The organism is Cytobacillus sp. QJM3NY_8 (assembly GCF_056173585.1).
In genome coordinates this window covers 4,008,948-4,026,003 of record NZ_CM149681.1, presented here as the reverse complement: position 1 = coordinate 4,026,003, position 17,056 = coordinate 4,008,948, and the positions used below count along the sequence as shown (strand labels likewise).

22 protein-coding genes and 1 tRNA gene are annotated in these 17,056 nt (G+C 40.4%); 18 read left to right on the top strand and 5 right to left on the bottom strand.

Features of this window, described 5'->3' with window-relative positions; all coding sequences use genetic code 11:
* Positions 1-42 precede the first annotated feature (42 nt).
* The 8 genes from AC0VZ9_RS20755 to AC0VZ9_RS20720 all read left to right on the top strand — a co-directional run bounded on the left by AC0VZ9_RS20755 (position 43) and on the right by AC0VZ9_RS20720 (position 8,017).
* Positions 43-243, top strand: a complete 201-nt coding sequence (locus tag AC0VZ9_RS20755) for a hypothetical protein (protein ID WP_009332950.1) — start codon at positions 43-45, stop codon at positions 241-243.
* A gap of 226 nt (positions 244-469) precedes the next feature.
* Complete coding sequence (locus AC0VZ9_RS20750) at positions 470-1,990, top strand: rhomboid family intramembrane serine protease (protein WP_475396681.1); 1,521 nt, start codon at positions 470-472, stop codon at positions 1,988-1,990.
* A 173-nt stretch (positions 1,991-2,163) separates the two neighbouring features.
* Positions 2,164-3,624: a spore germination protein gene (locus tag AC0VZ9_RS20745; protein WP_009332948.1), complete on the top strand. Its 1,461-nt coding sequence runs from the start codon at positions 2,164-2,166 to the stop codon at positions 3,622-3,624.
* Between the two features lie 160 nt (positions 3,625-3,784).
* Positions 3,785-3,985 carry a YqgQ family protein gene (locus AC0VZ9_RS20740; protein ID WP_009332947.1) on the top strand — a complete coding sequence of 67 codons (201 nt, stop codon included), beginning with the start codon at positions 3,785-3,787 and terminating at the stop codon, positions 3,983-3,985.
* Between the two features lie 19 nt (positions 3,986-4,004).
* Positions 4,005-4,967: an ROK family glucokinase gene (locus AC0VZ9_RS20735; RefSeq protein ID WP_019380408.1), complete on the top strand. Its 963-nt coding sequence runs from the start codon at positions 4,005-4,007 to the stop codon at positions 4,965-4,967.
* Positions 4,968-5,110: 143 nt separating this feature from the next.
* Positions 5,111-6,298 carry a M14 family metallopeptidase gene (locus AC0VZ9_RS20730; RefSeq protein WP_019380409.1) on the top strand — a complete coding sequence of 396 codons (1,188 nt, stop codon included), beginning with the start codon at positions 5,111-5,113 and terminating at the stop codon, positions 6,296-6,298.
* 224 nt (positions 6,299-6,522) lie between these two features.
* Positions 6,523-7,686: a YqgU-like beta propeller domain-containing protein gene (locus AC0VZ9_RS20725; RefSeq protein WP_019380410.1), complete on the top strand. Its 1,164-nt coding sequence runs from the start codon at positions 6,523-6,525 to the stop codon at positions 7,684-7,686.
* 16 nt (positions 7,687-7,702) lie between these two features.
* Positions 7,703-8,017 (top strand): MTH1187 family thiamine-binding protein, encoded by a 315-nt coding sequence (locus AC0VZ9_RS20720; protein ID WP_009332943.1) that lies wholly within the window; start codon positions 7,703-7,705, stop codon positions 8,015-8,017.
* Between the two features lie 98 nt (positions 8,018-8,115).
* Here the strand turns inward: AC0VZ9_RS20720 and AC0VZ9_RS20715 are convergent, their stop codons facing one another.
* Both AC0VZ9_RS20715 and AC0VZ9_RS20710 read right to left on the bottom strand, forming a co-directional pair.
* On the bottom strand, positions 8,116-8,289 hold the full coding sequence (locus AC0VZ9_RS20715; protein WP_009332942.1) for a DUF2759 domain-containing protein: 174 nt from the start codon (positions 8,287-8,289) through the stop codon (positions 8,116-8,118).
* Between the two features lie 125 nt (positions 8,290-8,414).
* Positions 8,415-8,894: a hypothetical protein gene (locus tag AC0VZ9_RS20710; protein WP_009332941.1), complete on the bottom strand. Its 480-nt coding sequence runs from the start codon at positions 8,892-8,894 to the stop codon at positions 8,415-8,417.
* A gap of 88 nt (positions 8,895-8,982) precedes the next feature.
* Between AC0VZ9_RS20710 and AC0VZ9_RS20705 the strand changes: the two genes are divergently transcribed.
* A complete protein-coding gene (locus tag AC0VZ9_RS20705) occupies positions 8,983-9,618 on the top strand; it encodes an MBL fold metallo-hydrolase (RefSeq protein ID WP_009332940.1) in 636 nt (211 codons plus the stop codon).
* Between the two features lie 206 nt (positions 9,619-9,824).
* Entirely contained in the window at positions 9,825-10,886 is a 1,062-nt protein-coding gene (locus AC0VZ9_RS20700; protein WP_475396680.1) for a class I SAM-dependent methyltransferase, read from the top strand.
* 45 nt (positions 10,887-10,931) lie between these two features.
* Here AC0VZ9_RS20700 and AC0VZ9_RS20695 read toward each other — a convergent pair whose 3' ends face one another.
* Together AC0VZ9_RS20695 and AC0VZ9_RS20690 are read right to left on the bottom strand one after the other, a co-directional pair.
* A complete protein-coding gene (locus AC0VZ9_RS20695; protein ID WP_009332938.1) occupies positions 10,932-11,177 on the bottom strand; it encodes a DUF2626 domain-containing protein in 246 nt (81 codons plus the stop codon).
* A gap of 150 nt (positions 11,178-11,327) precedes the next feature.
* Complete coding sequence (locus AC0VZ9_RS20690; protein WP_019380413.1) at positions 11,328-12,026, bottom strand: helix-turn-helix transcriptional regulator; 699 nt, start codon at positions 12,024-12,026, stop codon at positions 11,328-11,330.
* 246 nt (positions 12,027-12,272) lie between these two features.
* On the opposite strand from AC0VZ9_RS20690, the gene AC0VZ9_RS20685 reads away from it, so the two are divergent.
* Entirely contained in the window at positions 12,273-12,626 is a 354-nt protein-coding gene (locus tag AC0VZ9_RS20685) for a Spx/MgsR family RNA polymerase-binding regulatory protein (RefSeq protein ID WP_019380414.1), read from the top strand.
* Positions 12,627-12,869: 243 nt separating this feature from the next.
* Here the strand turns inward: AC0VZ9_RS20685 and AC0VZ9_RS20680 are convergent.
* A tRNA-Gln gene (locus tag AC0VZ9_RS20680) sits at positions 12,870-12,941 on the bottom strand.
* A 147-nt stretch (positions 12,942-13,088) separates the two neighbouring features.
* Here AC0VZ9_RS20680 and comGA point away from each other — a divergent pair.
* From comGA to comGG, 7 genes are read left to right on the top strand one after another with little or no spacing between them, the layout of a single operon-like run.
* Positions 13,089-14,159 (top strand): competence type IV pilus ATPase ComGA, encoded by a 1,071-nt coding sequence (gene comGA, locus AC0VZ9_RS20675; RefSeq protein WP_009332934.1) that lies wholly within the window; start codon positions 13,089-13,091, stop codon positions 14,157-14,159.
* Positions 14,146-15,177, top strand: coding sequence for a competence type IV pilus assembly protein ComGB (comGB, locus tag AC0VZ9_RS20670; RefSeq protein ID WP_475396679.1), 1,032 nt, complete (start codon positions 14,146-14,148; stop codon positions 15,175-15,177). The genes comGA and comGB overlap by 14 nt, the downstream gene beginning before the upstream one ends.
* Positions 15,177-15,500 (top strand): competence type IV pilus major pilin ComGC, encoded by a 324-nt coding sequence (comGC, locus tag AC0VZ9_RS20665; RefSeq protein WP_019380175.1) that lies wholly within the window; start codon positions 15,177-15,179, stop codon positions 15,498-15,500. Before comGB ends, comGC begins: the two co-directional genes overlap by 1 nt.
* Positions 15,497-15,937 (top strand): competence type IV pilus minor pilin ComGD, encoded by a 441-nt coding sequence (gene comGD, locus AC0VZ9_RS20660; RefSeq protein WP_019380176.1) that lies wholly within the window; start codon positions 15,497-15,499, stop codon positions 15,935-15,937. The genes comGC and comGD overlap by 4 nt, the downstream gene beginning before the upstream one ends.
* A complete protein-coding gene (locus tag AC0VZ9_RS20655) occupies positions 15,921-16,250 on the top strand; it encodes a hypothetical protein (protein WP_009332930.1) in 330 nt (109 codons plus the stop codon). The genes comGD and AC0VZ9_RS20655 overlap by 17 nt, the downstream gene beginning before the upstream one ends.
* Positions 16,201-16,680: a competence type IV pilus minor pilin ComGF gene (gene comGF / locus AC0VZ9_RS20650; RefSeq protein WP_226280632.1), complete on the top strand. Its 480-nt coding sequence runs from the start codon at positions 16,201-16,203 to the stop codon at positions 16,678-16,680. The genes AC0VZ9_RS20655 and comGF overlap by 50 nt, the downstream gene beginning before the upstream one ends.
* A complete protein-coding gene (comGG, locus tag AC0VZ9_RS20645) occupies positions 16,670-17,053 on the top strand; it encodes a competence type IV pilus minor pilin ComGG (RefSeq protein WP_019380177.1) in 384 nt (127 codons plus the stop codon). The genes comGF and comGG overlap by 11 nt, the downstream gene beginning before the upstream one ends.
* Positions 17,054-17,056 lie beyond the last annotated feature (3 nt).

Below are 17,056 nucleotides of genomic sequence, written 5' to 3'. Positions count from 1 at the left end.
ATTATTTCCTCTTCTCACAATAAGGAAGAGGAGGGATTTTTAATGTCTCGATTACTATCCATATTTATGATAGGGCTTGGTACTTATTTTGCCTATCATAACCGTTATCGATTGATTAATGTTATTTTTGGGAACGTCTTTTTGCGGAAACTGCTAGTCACTTCAGTAATGAGTTTTCCGCTTGTCCGCGACAGGATGATGAGCTCTGTTTTCTCTTCTGGGCAATCGGAAGGGCAGCAATAATGTAAAGAAAAGCTGCAGCGCCTCCCCCCGACACCTCAAGGGGGGAGGCGCTGCAGCTAGACAGTTGTCAACATTCAGGATTTTATTTTTTTAGTAATTAGACCGTAATGGTCTTTTTATTTTGGATAAATATTTAGGTGCTTTTTCTTTTACAAAAGGTTTCTTTTTTGCCTATAGTTAAATAAAGTATTGTAATCATTGCAACATATAGAGAGTGGGGGAAGAATTGGCCGTTCAAGAGGATTATTTATTTTGGAAACTTGCGGATTATTTCATATCTGATCAGGGGTACAGAATGATTCAGCTATCTGGTGATCAGGATGAATTATGGCTTGAAAAGATGGAGCATAAAACGATTAAGGCAATCAGGCTCTTAAAATATAATCTTGACTGGAGCAATTGGCTGCAGCGGGATATCGAAGTTACTGCCCAAAAAGCAGAATCTGTCAGGAAGCAGCTTGGCAAAAGGGAGATGCCGGTATTAAATATCTATGTCACTAAGTACCTGCCTGTAGATGACTATGAATTCCGCATCACAGTCCCCTTCATGCCTGAAAATGCGAAAACCTCTGTCCAAACCCTAATCATTGAGTCCGGCAAACCGGATAGCCTTAGTGCGGTTGAGGCCATTTTTGAAAAACCGTTAACGTTTCTGTCCGGAAATTATACGGAAATGGATGTTGATGCACTGAAACATGCCGCTCTTTCTAAAGCAGTAAAAACAGCGAAGAAAGAAAAGGAAATGTTTAATTTTGGGAAGCCCTTCTTTACGTATATATTCATTTTTATTCAAGTTGCTGTTTTTTTAGTTTTGGAAGCAATGGGCGGGAGCACAGATACATCGACTTTAATCAAGTATGGAGCTAAATTCAACCCATTAATTCTTGATGGGGAATGGTGGAGATTTTTGACCCCGATTGTTCTCCATATTGGGCTGCTGCATTTATTAATGAATACACTTGCCTTATTTTATCTAGGTTCGGCAGTAGAACGCGTGTATGGAAATTTAAGGTTCCTATTCATCTATTTGGCTGCAGGTTTTGGCGGGACATTAGCCAGTTTCATTTTTAGTCCTACCCTTTCAGCTGGGGCAAGCGGAGCTATTTTTGGCTGCTTCGGTGCACTTTTATATTTTGGGCTCATTTATCCAAGTCTTTTCTTCCGTACAATAGGATTTAATATACTTGTCGTATTGGGGATCAACCTTGCATTTGGGTTTACCATTCCAGGAATTGATAACGCAGGCCATATCGGCGGGCTGATTGGCGGATTTCTTGCTACTGGCATTGTGCATTTTCCCAAGAAGAAACGGCCATTGCTCCAGTTCCTGTTTTTAGCAGCATCATTCTGTCTGGCGGCTGGATTGTTGAAATATGGTTTCAATGAACCAGGAAGGCTTTTAAATGAACAGACTGCAATGGTGATGGCCCAGGAGCATATTAATGCTGAAGAGTATGAAAAGGCTCGTTCAATGCTTGCTGATTTTGTTAAGGAAGGGAATGCCTCTCCAGAAGCTTATTTTCTGTTATCATATGCGGAAATAAAAGCGGGACAACTGGAAGAAGCAAAAGTGCATCTTCTCCATGTCGTTAAGGAAGAAGCCTCTTTCCACGAAGCACATTATAATCTGGCACTGATCTATTTAGAAGAAGATAACACGGAAAAAGCAAGGCATCATGCTCAAAAAGCCACTGGTCTTAAATCGGAACAGGAAGAGTATCAAAAGCTATTAAACCAAATAGAATAAAAAAACAGCTGATATTTTACTGAATTTTCAGCTTACTACCCGGGAAATAATATCTTCATTTCCGGTGAATTTTCATGAATCATGCCAATCATTGGTATGATTTTTTTTTTGCATGTCTATGATGTTGAATAGTATGCAAGGAAAAGAATGGAACAGAATGCTGAGGTGGGATTTTGGAGAAAGTCAGAAGAGAGCCTGTAAAGGTTTCGCTGAAAGAAAATATAGAATATCTTAGAGATGCACTTGGAGTTGAAAAAAGCTTTGATGTGATTCAGCTGGATGTTGAATATGCAGAAAGGGAAATGGCCCTATATCTTGTAGATGGCTTTGTAAAAGATGATATATTGCACTATCTGATGAAAATGCTTGCAGGATTGGATGCTGGTCAGCTGGAAGGGGATACGCTTTCCAGGTTAATAAAAACGTATATACCCTATGTTGAGGTTGAAACCACTGATGATCTGAATAAAGTTGTGGATATGGTGCTGGCTGGTCCAACTGCATTAGTCGTGGATGGTGTCGATGAAGTGATTCTCATTGATGCCCGTACATACCCTGTAAGAGGCCCACAGGAGCCTGATATCGAACGTGTTGTCCGCGGTTCAAGGGATGGTTTTGTCGAAACACTCGTCTTTAATACAGCCTTAACGAGGAGAAGAATTAGAGACCGGACACTCCGCATGGAATATATGCAGGTGGGCAGGCGGTCTAAAACAGATGTTGTTGTCAGTTATATTGAAGACATTGCAGATCCTGAAATGGTCCAAAAAGTTAAGGATTCTATTTCTAAGATTGACACTGATGGGTTGCCAATGGCTGAAAAATCAATAGAGGAATTCATTTCTGGCCGGCATTGGAATCCATATCCGATGGTAAGATATACCGAGAGGCCTGATACAGCAGCAACCCATCTTTATGAAGGGCATGTCTGCATCATCGTCGATGGTTCGCCCAGTGTGATCATTACACCGACAACCTTCTGGCATCACCTGCAGCATGCTGAGGAATACCGGAATAAGCCCCTTGTAGGTGCATATTTGCGATTTGTCCGCTTTTTGGCTGTCTGGGCGTCCATTTTTCTTTTGCCTTTATGGTACTTATTTGCTATAGAGCCACAGCTGCTGCCTGATGCATTATCATATATCGGGCCGAATGAAACAGGACAGCTGCCATTAGTCATTCAGTTCCTTATGATAGAGCTCGGTTTGGATATGCTGAGGATGGCTGCAATCCATACTCCATCCGCACTGGCCACTGCACTCGGACTGGTGGCTGCCCTGATGATTGGCCAAGTAGCTGTTGAAGTTGGATTGTTCATTAATGAAGTAATTCTTTATTTAGCAATAGCAGCAATTGGAACTTTTTCAACACCAAGCTATGAAATGAGCCTGGCCAACAGGCTGATAAGAATCGCCCTGCTGATTGCAACAAGCATTTTCCATACTTATGGATATGTAGCTGGCATCATGCTGCTGATAATCATGCTGGCGAGAATGAAATCTTTTGGAGTGCCATACCTGTGGCCATTCATCCCTTTCAATCTGAGAGCATTCAGGGATGTATTGCTCAGATCGCCAATACCATTGAAGAACAGGCGGCCGCGTTTCCTGCATCCCAAAGATCCAGATCGCTAAATGTAAAAAAATCCCTTCCTGGCTGCTGTGCCAGGAAGGGATTTTTTACGTTAGTCCAGGAATCTTATTTATTTCCGGGAGCTTGTCCATCTTGAGAAGGATGGACATTTAGATTATACTTTATTGTGGTATAAACTTATCGATAAAGCAGAGGTACAGAATGAAAACCATTTATGATATACAGCAATTCCTGAAGAAATATGGGACAATTATCTACATAGGGAATCGTGAAGCTGACTTGGAGCTTATGGCTGCGGAATTAAAAGAGCTATATGATTCTCAGCTTATTGATGTGAAAGATTACCAGAGCAGCATCTTGATTTTACGGACTGAAATTCAGAATCTTAAAGAGAAAAAATAGACAGAAAAGGTGATGGAGTTTGGCAGAGAAATGGCTGGTTGGGGTAGATTTAGGCGGAACAACTACAAAACTTGCTTTTATCAACTATTATGGGGAAATCATTCATAAATGGGAAATTCCCACTGACAATAGTGAAGAAGGAAAAAATATTACGATAAATATAGCTAAAGCCATCGATCATAAATTGGAGGAACTGGATATAAGCAAGGATAAAATCATCGGCATTGGCATGGGGGCTCCAGGTCCTGTAAATCTTGCAACAGGTGTTGTATATAACACTGTTAATTTAGGCTGGAAAGATAATTACCCGCTGAAGGATTTGCTTGAAGTGGAAACATCGCTTCCAGTCATCATTGATAATGATGCTAACTGCGCTGCTCTGGGCGAAATGTGGAAGGGAGCCGGAAATGGCGCTAAAGATCTTGTATGTGTAACACTTGGCACAGGTGTCGGCGGCGGAGTAATTGCCAACGGAGATATTGTGCAGGGAGTCAGCGGAGCTGCAGGTGAAATTGGCCACATTACTTCCGTTCCTTTTGGCGGTGCTCAGTGCAATTGCGGAAAAGCGGGCTGCCTTGAAACAATAGCATCAGCTACAGGCATTGTCCGACAGGCTCTTGAAAACCTAAAATCGGGTGGAGAAGGGGTTCTTTCCAATTTATATAGGGAGAATGGGTTTATCACAGCAAAAGATGTTTTCGATTCAGCAAGGAATGGGGATGAAGCATCTCTTCTGGTAGTCAATGAAACAGCTATGCACCTGGGACTGGCATTGGCAAATATAGCAAATACCTTGAATCCGGAAAAAATAGTATTAGGCGGAGGAGTATCCAAAGCAGGTGATGTCCTGCTGAAGCCTGTTATTGAAAACTTCGCTAAATTTGCGTTTCCAGGAGTGAAGGAATCCACCGTCATAGATATTGCCACATTGGGCAATGATGCCGGCGTAATTGGAGCAGCCTGGCTTGCTAAAAATAAATAAATAAATTGAAAAAAGCGCCTGATTGCGTGCAGGTGCTTTTTTCTTTGCCCACTTTCGACACTGCGGATTCAAATTAACACAGGTAAACAGTCATCTTTTTTTCTTTTTCTCATAAAATTGAAATGATGGAAAGGGGGAGAAAGATGAAAGTCAAAGTCCGGTCCGGAGACTCCATCTGGTATTACAGTCAGCTCTTTATGGTGCCAATCAATCTCATTGCTGATTCCAATCCCGGCGTAAATCCTGCATTGCTGCAGATAGGCCAGGAAATTAATATTCCCGGCTTTACACTGCAAAATTATACGGTAAGACCAGGAGACACCTTTTGGAAGCTGAGTACTTCCAGAAACCTCTCTGTAGATGCTCTTCTCCTGGTTAATCAATCCCTTAATCCAAACAGTCTGGCCCCCGGTACAGCCATAAAGCTGCCAAGGCGGGTAATAACTCCAATTGTATCAGGCAGGAGAAGTTATGCTTACAAAGCTTTAACAGCCGATATTACCATGCTGTCGGATATTTATCCGTTCATAAAGGTAAAATCAATTGGCCAAAGTGTCCTTGGAAAGCCAATTCAGGAGATACGTCTGGGAAAAGGGAATAAGAAAGTGCAAATTAATGCATCCTTTCATGCAAATGAATGGATTACAACCCCTATATTAATGGCTTTGCTGAACAGCTTTCTCTTATCCATAACAAATGTCCGGCCGATAAGAGGCGTGTCAACAATGCCTTTATATAATTCCGTTGACCTTTCCATAGTGCCAATGGTGAATCCTGATGGAGTAGATCTTGTCTTAAATGGGCCACCTCCAGAACTCAGGGAAGAAGTGATTGCCATAAATAGGGGAAGCACTGATTTCACAGGCTGGAAGGCCAATATTAGGGGTGTAGATTTAAATAATCAGTATCCTGCCAAATGGGATTTTGAAAAAGAGAGAAGTGAACAAAATGCTCCGGCACCAAGAGATTATCTTGGGGAAGCCCCGTTAACAGAACCAGAAGCCATAGCAATGGCGGAACTGGCAAAAGATAATCAATTCGATCGAATGCTTGCCTTCCATACACAAGGAGCAGAATTTTATTGGGGATTCGAGGGATTGGAGCCGCCGGAATCACAGGTACTCGCGCTAGAGTTCGAGCGTGTCAGCGGGTATAAAGCAGTTCAATACATTGATAGTTTTGCGGGTTATAAGGATTGGTTCATACAGGAGTTCCGGAGACCGGGATTCACAATTGAACTTGGAAGAGGCATCAATCCCCTGCCCCTGTCACAATTTGATGATATTTATGAAGAAGTGCTGGGCATTTTTCTTGCATCGCTTTATATGTGAAAAATTAACCTTGAAAATGTTTCTTTATTGTATTTTAGTGAAACAGACATTAAAATAACTATCATACTAACTTCACAAGCCAATAGTTCTATGGTAACCGGCCGCTTTTCCAAATCGAAGACGGAAAAACGGCTTTTTCCTATTAAATACATTAATTCTATTATTTTTGAAACATTTTCATGCCGTTTACGTACTTATATTTAGGGAGATAAGGAGGTGCGGATTTGTTGGACACTCAATCTACATATCAAGGGAAGCTTCTTTTTTTATTTTTTGTTATGATGGTTTCCCTATTTTTAATAACCGGCTGTGAACAGCCGGAAAAAGCAGAGATGCAGCAAAAAAAGAATCAAGAAACAGAAGCCTCTGAACCGTCCGCACCACCTGATAATGCTGAAAATAGGAACGTTAAGCCTATCCGGATTAAAGAAGGGGAATTTCAGGGAGCAAATGGCTGGCTCAGCGATGATAAAATTGTTTACACTGTAAGTGAGGGAACAGCTTCCAGGGTTTTTTCTTATAACCTCTTTTCTGGCGATCAAAATCTTCTCTATGAAAGTTCACATCCGATTGCGTCCGTAACGGTCAGCCCGGCTGGCAAATACATTCTGATTCGAACATCACCAGGAACCTATGAAGGAACTTTAACCGCGATAAAAGCAAATGGGAAAGTTGTTTGGGAGAAAAATATATCTGGCTTTGACTTTGCTGTTGAGTGGAACCCTTATCATGAAGAATCATTATTAATTTCTTCATTTACTGAAGACTGGGACTTTACTTCCTACCATATCGACATTGCAAAAGGTACATCAGAAGAATTAAACCTAAGGGAGCCTTTTGCCAAATGGGGGGATTCAAATCATCTTTTTTTCCTTGATTGGGGCAATGAAAACCCGTCACTTTTTGCACCGCTGGTTAAACAATCTATTGATGGAAATAATGAAACCAAGGTTTTGGCAGACATTTTTCAATTCGATGCTGCCAAAGACAGGCTAATGACCATCACTGTGCCGGCAGATCAGTCAGATCAGGCTATGTATACTTTTATGGATAATGACTTCAGGAAGTTATCTTCAATCTCAGTACCTCATTTGACAAGGTTTTCGGATTGGCTGGTACCGTATTATGACTGGACTCCTCAGGGCATCATAACTTTTCAGCCATTGTATAGCGCTGAAAGTGATATGTATGCAGGGGGATTTCAGCTTATATCCGTTGACAGTGAAACAGGAGATAAGGAAGTGCTTCTGGAAGACATGGAAAATGCGCCGCTCAGCTGCTCACCTAATGGGACAGCCTGTTTAGCGGGTTTTTATCTCGAAGAATTAATAATGCCTGACAAAAGAGAAATCTTTCGGTTAGTAGAACATAACGATAAATCAAGTTAGATAGAGGGGTAAAGATATGGCTATTGCAGACGTTACTGTTATTCCAATTGGAACGGAAACACCAAGTGTCAGCAGTTATGTGGCAGACATTCAGCGTGTATTAAAAAAGTATGAAGAAAGCGGCAAAATCCGATTTCAGCTGACACCCATGAATACCATTATTGAAGGGGAACTTACTGATTTGTTTGAGGTCATCCAGGCAATGCATGAAGTCCCTTTTGAAAAAGGCCTAATGAGGGTGGCAACTAATATCCGCATTGATGACAGACGTGATGTCAAAAGGAAAATGGAAGAGAAGGTCCGAAGGGTTGAAAGTCAGTTAAATGGCTAAAATAAAAGGGCTCCCCATTGAGGGAAGCCCTTTTATTTTTTTAAAAGTCAAGCATCAGACGCCATCTGCTAATGCTTAGCAGGCTCGTTGCACTTTTCTTAGTGAACAGCAGGATATCCACTGTTAATTATGGTCATTACAGAGAACCATCCGAAAACAGCAAGTGTTCCTACAGCAAAAACCAAGCCAAGGAAGTTCTTGTTTTTCAGTGCGCTAAACGCACCAAAAGCTGCAAGAACTGCGACTAATGCAAAAATGATTGGTAGTCCCATTAAAACAGCCCCCTTTATTTCGTGATCAGCAGGCAAAAGCCATATCAAAATCATTCTTCAGGTTATATACCCATTATGTAAAACCCAAGTATATACATTCGTCCTTTATTTTATATTTTTTTCTTCTATTTGTCGAGGTCTAAAAATGACACTTGTATGTCATATGCTTCAGCAATGCCGATTATTAAATCCTTTAAGTGAAGTTCTGAAAAATAAACCAATGGCACTTCTTCTTCTTTTGCGGTAAAGACTAAATGCTCCTGAAATTGATAGACAGCCATCCGGACATCTTCTGCACTGCCCCCGGTTATAGTAAAGGCGCTAAGGAGCTCGGTGAACAAGCAGAACCCGCTGTCTGTTTCTATGGCAAAGTCATCAAAAGTTTCTCCCTTTACACCAGATTTTATGTACCAGAGATTAAAAAATTCTTCGAATAGCCCGGCTTCGACAAGTACACTTCTTGTGAATTCGGCATGAGCCATCTGCTCAAACAGAAACGTGCTCTGCTGAAAATCGAACAGTTCAGTCTCTTTTTTTATTAGATCCATGAATTCGGGCACATCTTGAATAATATAGCTGGCTTCAACACCAAATAGGATTTTCATCTTATTCTCCTTTTGCAGATATAAGGCATTCCATTCTGATATAGTGTAAAATAATAAACAATTAAACCAACACTGGGAGGTGTAAGCAATGGAATGGAATCAGATCCCTCTTGGCCCATTGCAAACAAACTGTTATGTTCTTTCGAATGAAACCAAAGATTGTTTAATCTTCGATCCGGGTGAAGAGAGCGGAAAACTAAGCGGTATTATTGAACAGAAAGGACTAAAACCTCTAGCTGTAATTCTTACTCATGCTCACTTTGATCATATTGGCGCTGTAGACGAAATAAGAGATGCATTTTCTATTCCTGTATACATACATGAAAAAGAAGCAGCATGGCTTCCAGATCCAGCCTTAAACGGATCTCACCTTTTTAAAATAGGCAAGCTGATAAAAGCAAGGCCCGCCGACCATATTATAACAGGGGAACAAGAGTTGAGCATAGGTGAATTTAACTTGAAAATTCTAGAGACACCAGGCCATTCTCCGGGCAGTATTTCACTATATTTTGAAGATGCAGATCTCGTGGTTGCCGGGGATGCTTTATTCAGTGGGAGCATTGGACGCACAGACCTTCCTGGCGGCAATCATCAGCAGCTTCTTGAAAGTATACATAATAAGCTTTTAACATTGCCTGAAGAAACAGAAGTACTCCCTGGACATGGACCGGTAACGACAATTGGGCAGGAAATGGATTCAAACCCCTTCCTGAATGGGTTCTGAATGTAAAATAGAAAAGCCCTTCTCCAATGAGAAGGGCTTTTCTGGGGGATGTTTTATTCATATAAAAAATGGGAGGGGATATAGTTAAGCTACTACATTAACAATATAACAGAGAAAACACTATGTCAATAGTGAAAAAAAGTGATCAAAACAAGATTGCATGGCTGTTTCCAATAAGCTAGAATTTTTTAAAAAAGGGAGTTCTTATGCGGAATTTTTTAATGAATTTTATAGAAAATACTCCTCAGCAAATGATCAGCTATGCTGAATATATCCAGCAGGCCCTGTATCATTCCGAATATGGTTATTATATGAAAAACACACCAAAAATTGGGCCGGCAGGAGATTATATAACAAGCAGCAATATTTCTGATATATATGGAAGGACGATTTCAAAGTGGTTTTTTCAGATGGCAAAGGAGTATAAGCTGCCTTTTCAGGTCTGCGAAATAGGGGGCGGAAATGGGCGTTTCGCCCGAGCTTTTATTGATGAATGGAAGCTTATTGCTGATGAAGAGATTCATTACTGCATTTTTGAAACAAGTCCCTATCACAGAAAGCTGCAGGAGGAACAGATTGTATTTTCTGAAAGTATAAGACAAATAGATAGCTGGAATGAAATCACCCCATTTTGCGGCATGATTTTTTCAAATGAGCTGTTTGATGCCTTGCCCGTACATGTGGTTGAAAAAAGGAAGGATCAATTGCATGAAATTATGGTTACCGTAAAAGAAGGGGAGCTTGCAGAGATAGCTGTGCCATTAACAAATGGAGATATTTACTTATTTCTTGAAGAAAGCGGTCTGTCACTTAGCAATGGCCAAAGAATTGAAATTCCTCTGCAAATGGAACAGATGATCAAGAGCTTGTCTGTTGCTCTGGATAAAGGCATTGTACTGACTGCCGATTATGGGTATACAGATGAGGAATGGCAAGAGCCGATGAGAAGGGATGGAAGTCTTAGAGGCTATTACAAGCATTCTTTAATGAATAATGTACTCGAGCACCCTGGAAAGATGGATATAACCAGCCATATCCATTTCGATTCCCTGATCCGCATTGGAGAAAAGGAAGGGCTGAACTTCCATTTTAAAATGAGACAGGACGAATTCTTGCTGTCTGCAGGCATACTACAGGAACTTGAAGATCATTATGATTCTAACCCGTTCTCTCCTATCAGCAAAAGAAACCGGGCAATCAGAAGTCTGATTATGCCTTCAGGTATGAGTTCAGCATTTCACCTGGTTCTTCAGGCTAAGAAAATATGAGAAAAATAAAAAAGCGATGGTTTCATCGCTTTTTTATATCGGCAATTAGTGGCCGCCCGCGCCTGGTGTCATCATAAATGTTGACCAATAAGTGAAGCCTACGAAGAAAACAGTCAAGTATGCTCCAAAAACATAAATATACATACGTTCGGAAAGCTTTAAGTAGCTTAAAAGCAGGAAAAATCCTGTTTGGCCGAAGAAAATCAGGGACGTTGTATACATGTCGCCAAGGTAAAACATAACGGCGAAAATTCCCGTCCAGAAGCCTAATACTCTGTACATACGATCCATATGTATCCCTCCTTTTACCCTTACAAGTCCATCACTACAATATTATAAAGTAAATGCTTAATAAAAGTAAATAATGGTTTCAAAATAGTCCAGAAAAGAGCAGGAAAAACGATATGCTTGTTAAGCTGGTTTTTTCCTGGATCTGTTTTTTTAGTTTCCAACAAATGCCTGATAGGAGCATGCATCACAGCCAGTCAGCATATTTTGCTTTTCCACCAGCTGAATAGAATGAAACAAACTTTCGAACATACCCTTCAAATATTCATTATGCATATTGCACACAGGCTCTCTGTGGCGGGCTGCAACTTCTTTAAATGGGCAATTATAAATTTGGAAATAGACAATAGTCTTTTCGGCGTTTACATCAAATTCAGGATGAAAACCTGACATATCGGCAGCATGCTTTAGGATGTTTAATTTCTGGTCAAAGGTAAGTTTTTCTGTTCCTGCAAATCTTTTAAGCTCTTGCTGGATCAGTTCTCTGCCAAATTTCTTTCCTGTCGAATACAGTGCCTTTCTGCCTTCTTCACCTAACTCCAGCATTGTCTCCATGGTTATTTTTGCAAGCAGCTGATAATCCCTGTAAGGAAAATGCAGCTGAATCACGTCATCAGATAACCGATATAAGCGGCTTGGCCTTCCGCCTTTGCCTGTTTTTTTTGTTTCAGATACAAGCATATTGACATCTTCGAGCTTGGATAAATGCAATCTTGCAACATTGGGATGAATGCTGAAATTATCTGCAATCTCCTGTACGGTCACATCTTTATGTCTTTTCGTAATGTATTGATAAATATAATAGCGGGTTGGATCGGATAACACATTAGTTATTTTTAATGTTTGCTCCATTTATTGTCACCTCAAAAGGGTAATTTATTCCCGAGGTCATCAGCTGTCACTTATATGAATGAGCTGGCGCCTTCCTGGCATGCTTCCATTATAATACAGTCGATTTAGGTTAACACTGTAATCACTATAAGTTTAGAAAATGTTCACAAATGAAGTTTAATTACTTATACAAATGTGTATACGTTTATTGTACAAATGATGTCCAATTTAAGTAAAATAATATTGAAGTTTGTGAGGAGAAGAGTTATGAGCCAATTGACATTTTTCACATATCCCAGCTGTACTTCCTGCAGAAAGACGAAAAAATGGCTGACAGCCCATTCAATTGATTTTGAAGAAAGGCATCTCTTCAGGGAGACTCCATCATCAAGAGAATTACTAAAAATACTTTCCTTAACAACAAGCGGCCTTGACGAACTGCTCGCTACCCGCAGCCAGACCTATAAAAAACTGGAACAGAACCTTGAGGAATTATCTTTATCAGAAGTGGTGCAAATAGTAATTAAGGAGCCAAAACTGCTGCGGAGGCCCATACTGACAAATGGAGATAAAATTGTCATAGGCTATAATCCGGATGCATTTAAGAATATTGCCAAATAGATTTTATCGCAGTCTAACGGGCAGTAAAATTCCCGTTACAAGAATCAGAGGAATCAATTGAGGATAAGTGGTGGGCAAAATGCCCGTATAGGCCCGATTGGTTCAACTAACAATCAGTGGGTTATAAAAAAAACCACTGATTGAAATTTGAAATTTCACTTTATGGGAAATGCGTATAGATTGCGCATTTCCTTTTTTTTGTAGTAAAAAAAGGAAGGAACACCTGGTGTCCTTCCATAATTACTGGGCTAGCAGGATTCGAACCTGCGCATGACGGAGTCAAAGTCCGGTGCCTTACCGCTTGGCTATAGCCCATCAATTCATTTGGTACACTTTTATTATGAAAAGAAAAAAATAATTTATTCACAAATTCGTCAAAAAGATTTGCCGAAATATGGAGGTTATACTCGGGATTAGGCGAATTATTATCTATAACAATTAATAAAGGTGGTGCATAATTAGTTGAGTGTAATTGAAAGAATGGCAGAACGAATTATCAAAGACGCCGTCAGGAGCCATGCTTCCGACATCCACATTATTCCCCGAAGAAAAGACACTCTAATTCAGCTCAGGTTCGGCAGCCAATTGACCCCCAGGCTTTATCTTCCTAAAGAAGAGTGCGACAGACTGATTTCTCATTTTAAATTTACCGCTTCGATGGACATTGGTGAAAAGAGACGGCCGCAAAGCGGTGCCTATTCTCTTGAAGTAGATGGACAAATGATTGGACTGCGTTTTTCAACCCTCCCATCAAGCCACAGCGAAAGCCTCGTTATCAGAATTCTGCCCCAGCAGGAACAAATTCCTTTTTTTCAAATCAGCCTTTTTCCAGACATGACCAGAAAAATGCTGGCATTGCTGAAACATGCTCATGGATTAATTATTTTCACAGGACCAACTGGAAGCGGAAAAACCACAACATTATATTCTCTGCTGAATGAAACCTCTCATATGTTCCATCGCAATGTGATTACCCTGGAAGATCCGATTGAAAAAGAGAATGACTTGGTCCTTCAAGTTCAAGTCAATGAGAAAGCGGGCGTATCTTATTCCGCAGGCTTGAAAGCAATCCTTCGCCATGACCCCGATATCATTATGGTGGGTGAAATCAGGGATGCGGAAACTGCGAAGATTGCTGTTAGAGCAGCACTTACAGGTCACCTTGTCTTAAGCACGATGCATACTCGGGATGCTCAGGGGGCTGTATATCGTTTAGCTGAGTTTGGGGTGAATATGATGGAAATTGAGCAGACACTAGTGGCTGTCACGGCTCAGCGCCTTGTCGAATTGAATTGCCCTTATTGTGAAGGGGAATGTTCTCCATTCTGCTATGGATACGGCAGGTGGAAAAGGGCAAGTGTGTTTGAGCTTCTTGCAGGAAGAGCGCTTAATGCCTCCATAAAGAAGGCGAGAGGCGAAAGAAGCCTTGTTAAGTATCGCACACTTAAAGAGGTAATAACTAAAGGGATTGCTCTTGGATATATAAAGGAAACTGAGTACAGCAGGTGGGTGCACGATAATGCGGAAACATAAATGGACCATTCAAGAACAGGGCTTGTTTCTGAAAAATACTGGTGAACTGCTGTCCAGAGGGTACCCCTTATCTGAGGCACTGGAATCAATGATGCATCAGCTGCCGCCAAAACGAAAACATGAAATTAGTCAGTGCCTCTCTCAATTGAAAGAAGGATTTCCTTTTTATCAAATCCTTGCAAACATGAACTTTAATAATAATCTGATCGGCTATGTGTTTTTTGCCGAACAGCATGGCGGCCTTGCTTCTGCATTTCTTGAAGGAAGCGAAATGGTGCTGAGAAAAGGAAGGGACATTCAAAAATTGCAAAAACTGATGACCTATCCTATTTTCCTGATGTTCATTACCGCATTCCTATTTGTTTTCGTTGATAAAGTCCTGCTGCCCCGTTTCTCTTCCTTATTCGTTTCCATGCACCTTAAGCCTAATTTCTTCACAAAAGCCGTTTATTTGTTTGGGGACCTTCTCCCATTATTCATTCTGATTGTACTCTTCGGTTTAGTCACTTTACTTATATACTATTTTTTTAGATTCAGAAACCTTTCCCCTATCCAGCAAAAGATGGTCATAGTAAAAATTCCTGCTGGAGGCCATTTTCTTCGTCTTTACTACACCCATTTCTTTGCTGTACAGCTCAGTCACCTCTTAATCGGCGGCCTATCCACACATGAGGCGCTTAGTCTTTTTGAAAAAAATGATAAGCAGCCTTTTTACAGCGCCCTTGGTGAAGCCGTGAAAATCAAACTCCGTGAGGGGAATAAGCTTGAGGATATACTAATTAGTTATCCTTTTTTTGAAAGGGAGCTGGCCAATATTATCAGACATGGTCAAAAAAATGGCAGGCTGGACCAGGAATTATCTTTTTTCAGCAGGCATTGCCTAAATAAATTGGAGGAAAAGACAGAAAAACTTCTTAAAATGATTCAGCCTGTTTTATACATGTTTATCGGTTTTTTAATAGTGTCAATGTATTTGGCAGTTCTGCTGCCTATGTTTCATCTATTGGAGGGATTTTAATGAAATGGCGCACAGTAAATAATGACAAAGGGTTCACGCTCATTGAAATGATGATTGTTTTATTGGTGATTTCCGTACTCTTAATCATCACCATTCCGAATGTAACGAAACACAATTCAAAAATAAACAGCAAGGGATGCGATGCGTTTGTTAAAATGGTGCAGGCCCAGGTTCAGGCATATGAAATTGACAATAAAGAGCTTCCTTCAGGTATACAGGATTTAGTGGATGCCGATTACCTCAATGCTGAAACCACGACTTGTCCAAATGGAGATGCCATTAAGATTTCTGCAGAGGGGAAGGTTGAATCTTCAGGGTTATGATAAAGAACAAAGAGGGCTTTACATTAATAGAAACTCTTTTCGTTTTCAGTATTTTCCTTATAATTGCCACGATTACCTCTATTCTTCTTAAACCGCAATTCCTCTATCTTGAAAAGAGAATGTTCTTTTCCCAATTAAAGTCTGACCTGCTTTATGCCCAGAATTATGCCATCACCCATCAGACAGATGTAGCTATTCAAATTGTTCCCGAGGAGAAAAGGTATTACGCCCAGGTAAAGTTTGCAGCTGATCCTATCTTCAGCAGAGAATATCCTGGAATCATTGAGATTAAGGAGGGTACCATGCCATTGTATTTTCAATACGGGCCAGGGGGAATTACAAATAAATTTGGTACTTTCTATGTCAAAACAGACAATGAGCAATACAAAATTACCTTTTTAATCGGAAGAGGGAGATTTTATGTGGAGAAGGAATGACGGCTTCTTTTTGGCTGAGCTCCTTCTGTCTTTATCGGGGATGCTGCTTGCAGCGGGTGTAATGTTTCCTCTTGTCATTAAGGCTATTGAGCATTCTGAAGAGGTAAAACAGGATTACGAAAGCACACAGCTGCTTTATGAGAGTCTCCAGGAAGCCGCCTCGGAAGGGAGTTATCCTGTGGGGAAGACTATTATAAAAAATCAAACCGTCTATGAAATAGTCCCTATGGAAAACCAAGGATTTATGGAGGTTTGCATAAGATATGAAAACGTACGGGATAGATCGAAAGAAAAGTGTGAAGTATTCCAATAATAAAGGATTTACCATGCTGGAAATGCTGTTTGCGTTTGCAATATTCTTAATGATTGCTTCCTTTTTGCCTGTCAGCATTAATTTCCTCTTTCAGGACTGGAAAATGGAAGCCAGGACACAAAGACTTGAGTGGCATGTATTTATCAATCAGCTGAAAAAAGAGATTAGGCTTGCTGATGCTGCAGAAATATCACCTGTTTCCATTGTATTAACCATAGACGGGAAAAGTGTGATTTATGAAAAATATGGTTCCAATTTGAGGAGGAGAGTGGATATGAAAGGCCATGAAGTTGTCCTGCAAAAACTTGATAGAATAACATTCAGTTCCATTAATGGCGGAGTTGAAATAAATGTATCGGATAGTTTTGATCAGGAGCATTCGGCCTGTCTTTATTACCTGATGAATATGGAGGATATTGATGTACCGTAATCAGGATGGATTTTCTTACCCTCTTACTTTAACAATCATTCTGGCTGCACTCTTTCTCCTTACGATTCAATTAGATCAGTTTATTTCTGAGAAAAGGATAGTGAATCAGGCGGAAACCGTCATAATGCAGGAGTATTACTTACTGTGTTCCTTTAAAAAAACTGAAAAAATGCTGAGCGAAAATATAGACCCTGATAAATCAGGAATTTTTTCGTTTAAAAATGGATCTGTTTCATATGAAATCTCCCCAGTGGCAACAAGCTTAATTCAAATTACCTTCAAAACGAAAATTGGCTCTGATAAGGAAATTTCCGGATATGCTTACTATGACACGGATCTGCAAAAAATGATAAAATGGATTGAAAAAAACTGAGTG

Bases quoted from the DNA above. Each gene is read 5' to 3' on its own strand.
- AC0VZ9_RS20755 (WP_009332950.1), top strand. From the start codon at position 43: ATGTCTCGATTACTATCCATATTTATGATAGGGCTTGGTACTTATTTT.
- AC0VZ9_RS20740 (WP_009332947.1), top strand. From the start codon at position 3,785: ATGAAAACCATTTATGATATACAGCAATTCCTGAAGAAATATGGGACA.
- AC0VZ9_RS20730 (WP_019380409.1), top strand. From the start codon at position 5,111: ATGAAAGTCAAAGTCCGGTCCGGAGACTCCATCTGGTATTACAGTCAG.
- AC0VZ9_RS20720 (WP_009332943.1), top strand. From the start codon at position 7,703: ATGGCTATTGCAGACGTTACTGTTATTCCAATTGGAACGGAAACACCA.
- AC0VZ9_RS20715 (WP_009332942.1), bottom strand. From the start codon at position 8,289: ATGGGACTACCAATCATTTTTGCATTAGTCGCAGTTCTTGCAGCTTTT.
- AC0VZ9_RS20710 (WP_009332941.1), bottom strand. From the start codon at position 8,894: ATGAAAATCCTATTTGGTGTTGAAGCCAGCTATATTATTCAAGATGTG.
- AC0VZ9_RS20705 (WP_009332940.1), top strand. From the start codon at position 8,983: ATGGAATGGAATCAGATCCCTCTTGGCCCATTGCAAACAAACTGTTAT.
- AC0VZ9_RS20700 (WP_475396680.1), top strand. From the start codon at position 9,825: ATGCGGAATTTTTTAATGAATTTTATAGAAAATACTCCTCAGCAAATG.
- AC0VZ9_RS20695 (WP_009332938.1), bottom strand. From the start codon at position 11,177: ATGGATCGTATGTACAGAGTATTAGGCTTCTGGACGGGAATTTTCGCC.
- AC0VZ9_RS20690 (WP_019380413.1), bottom strand. From the start codon at position 12,026: ATGGAGCAAACATTAAAAATAACTAATGTGTTATCCGATCCAACCCGC.
- AC0VZ9_RS20685 (WP_019380414.1), top strand. From the start codon at position 12,273: ATGAGCCAATTGACATTTTTCACATATCCCAGCTGTACTTCCTGCAGA.
- comGB (WP_475396679.1), top strand. From the start codon at position 14,146: ATGCGGAAACATAAATGGACCATTCAAGAACAGGGCTTGTTTCTGAAA.
- comGC (WP_019380175.1), top strand. From the start codon at position 15,177: ATGAAATGGCGCACAGTAAATAATGACAAAGGGTTCACGCTCATTGAA.
- comGD (WP_019380176.1), top strand. From the start codon at position 15,497: ATGATAAAGAACAAAGAGGGCTTTACATTAATAGAAACTCTTTTCGTT.
- AC0VZ9_RS20655 (WP_009332930.1), top strand. From the start codon at position 15,921: ATGTGGAGAAGGAATGACGGCTTCTTTTTGGCTGAGCTCCTTCTGTCT.
- comGF (WP_226280632.1), top strand. From the start codon at position 16,201: ATGAAAACGTACGGGATAGATCGAAAGAAAAGTGTGAAGTATTCCAAT.
- comGG (WP_019380177.1), top strand. From the start codon at position 16,670: ATGTACCGTAATCAGGATGGATTTTCTTACCCTCTTACTTTAACAATC.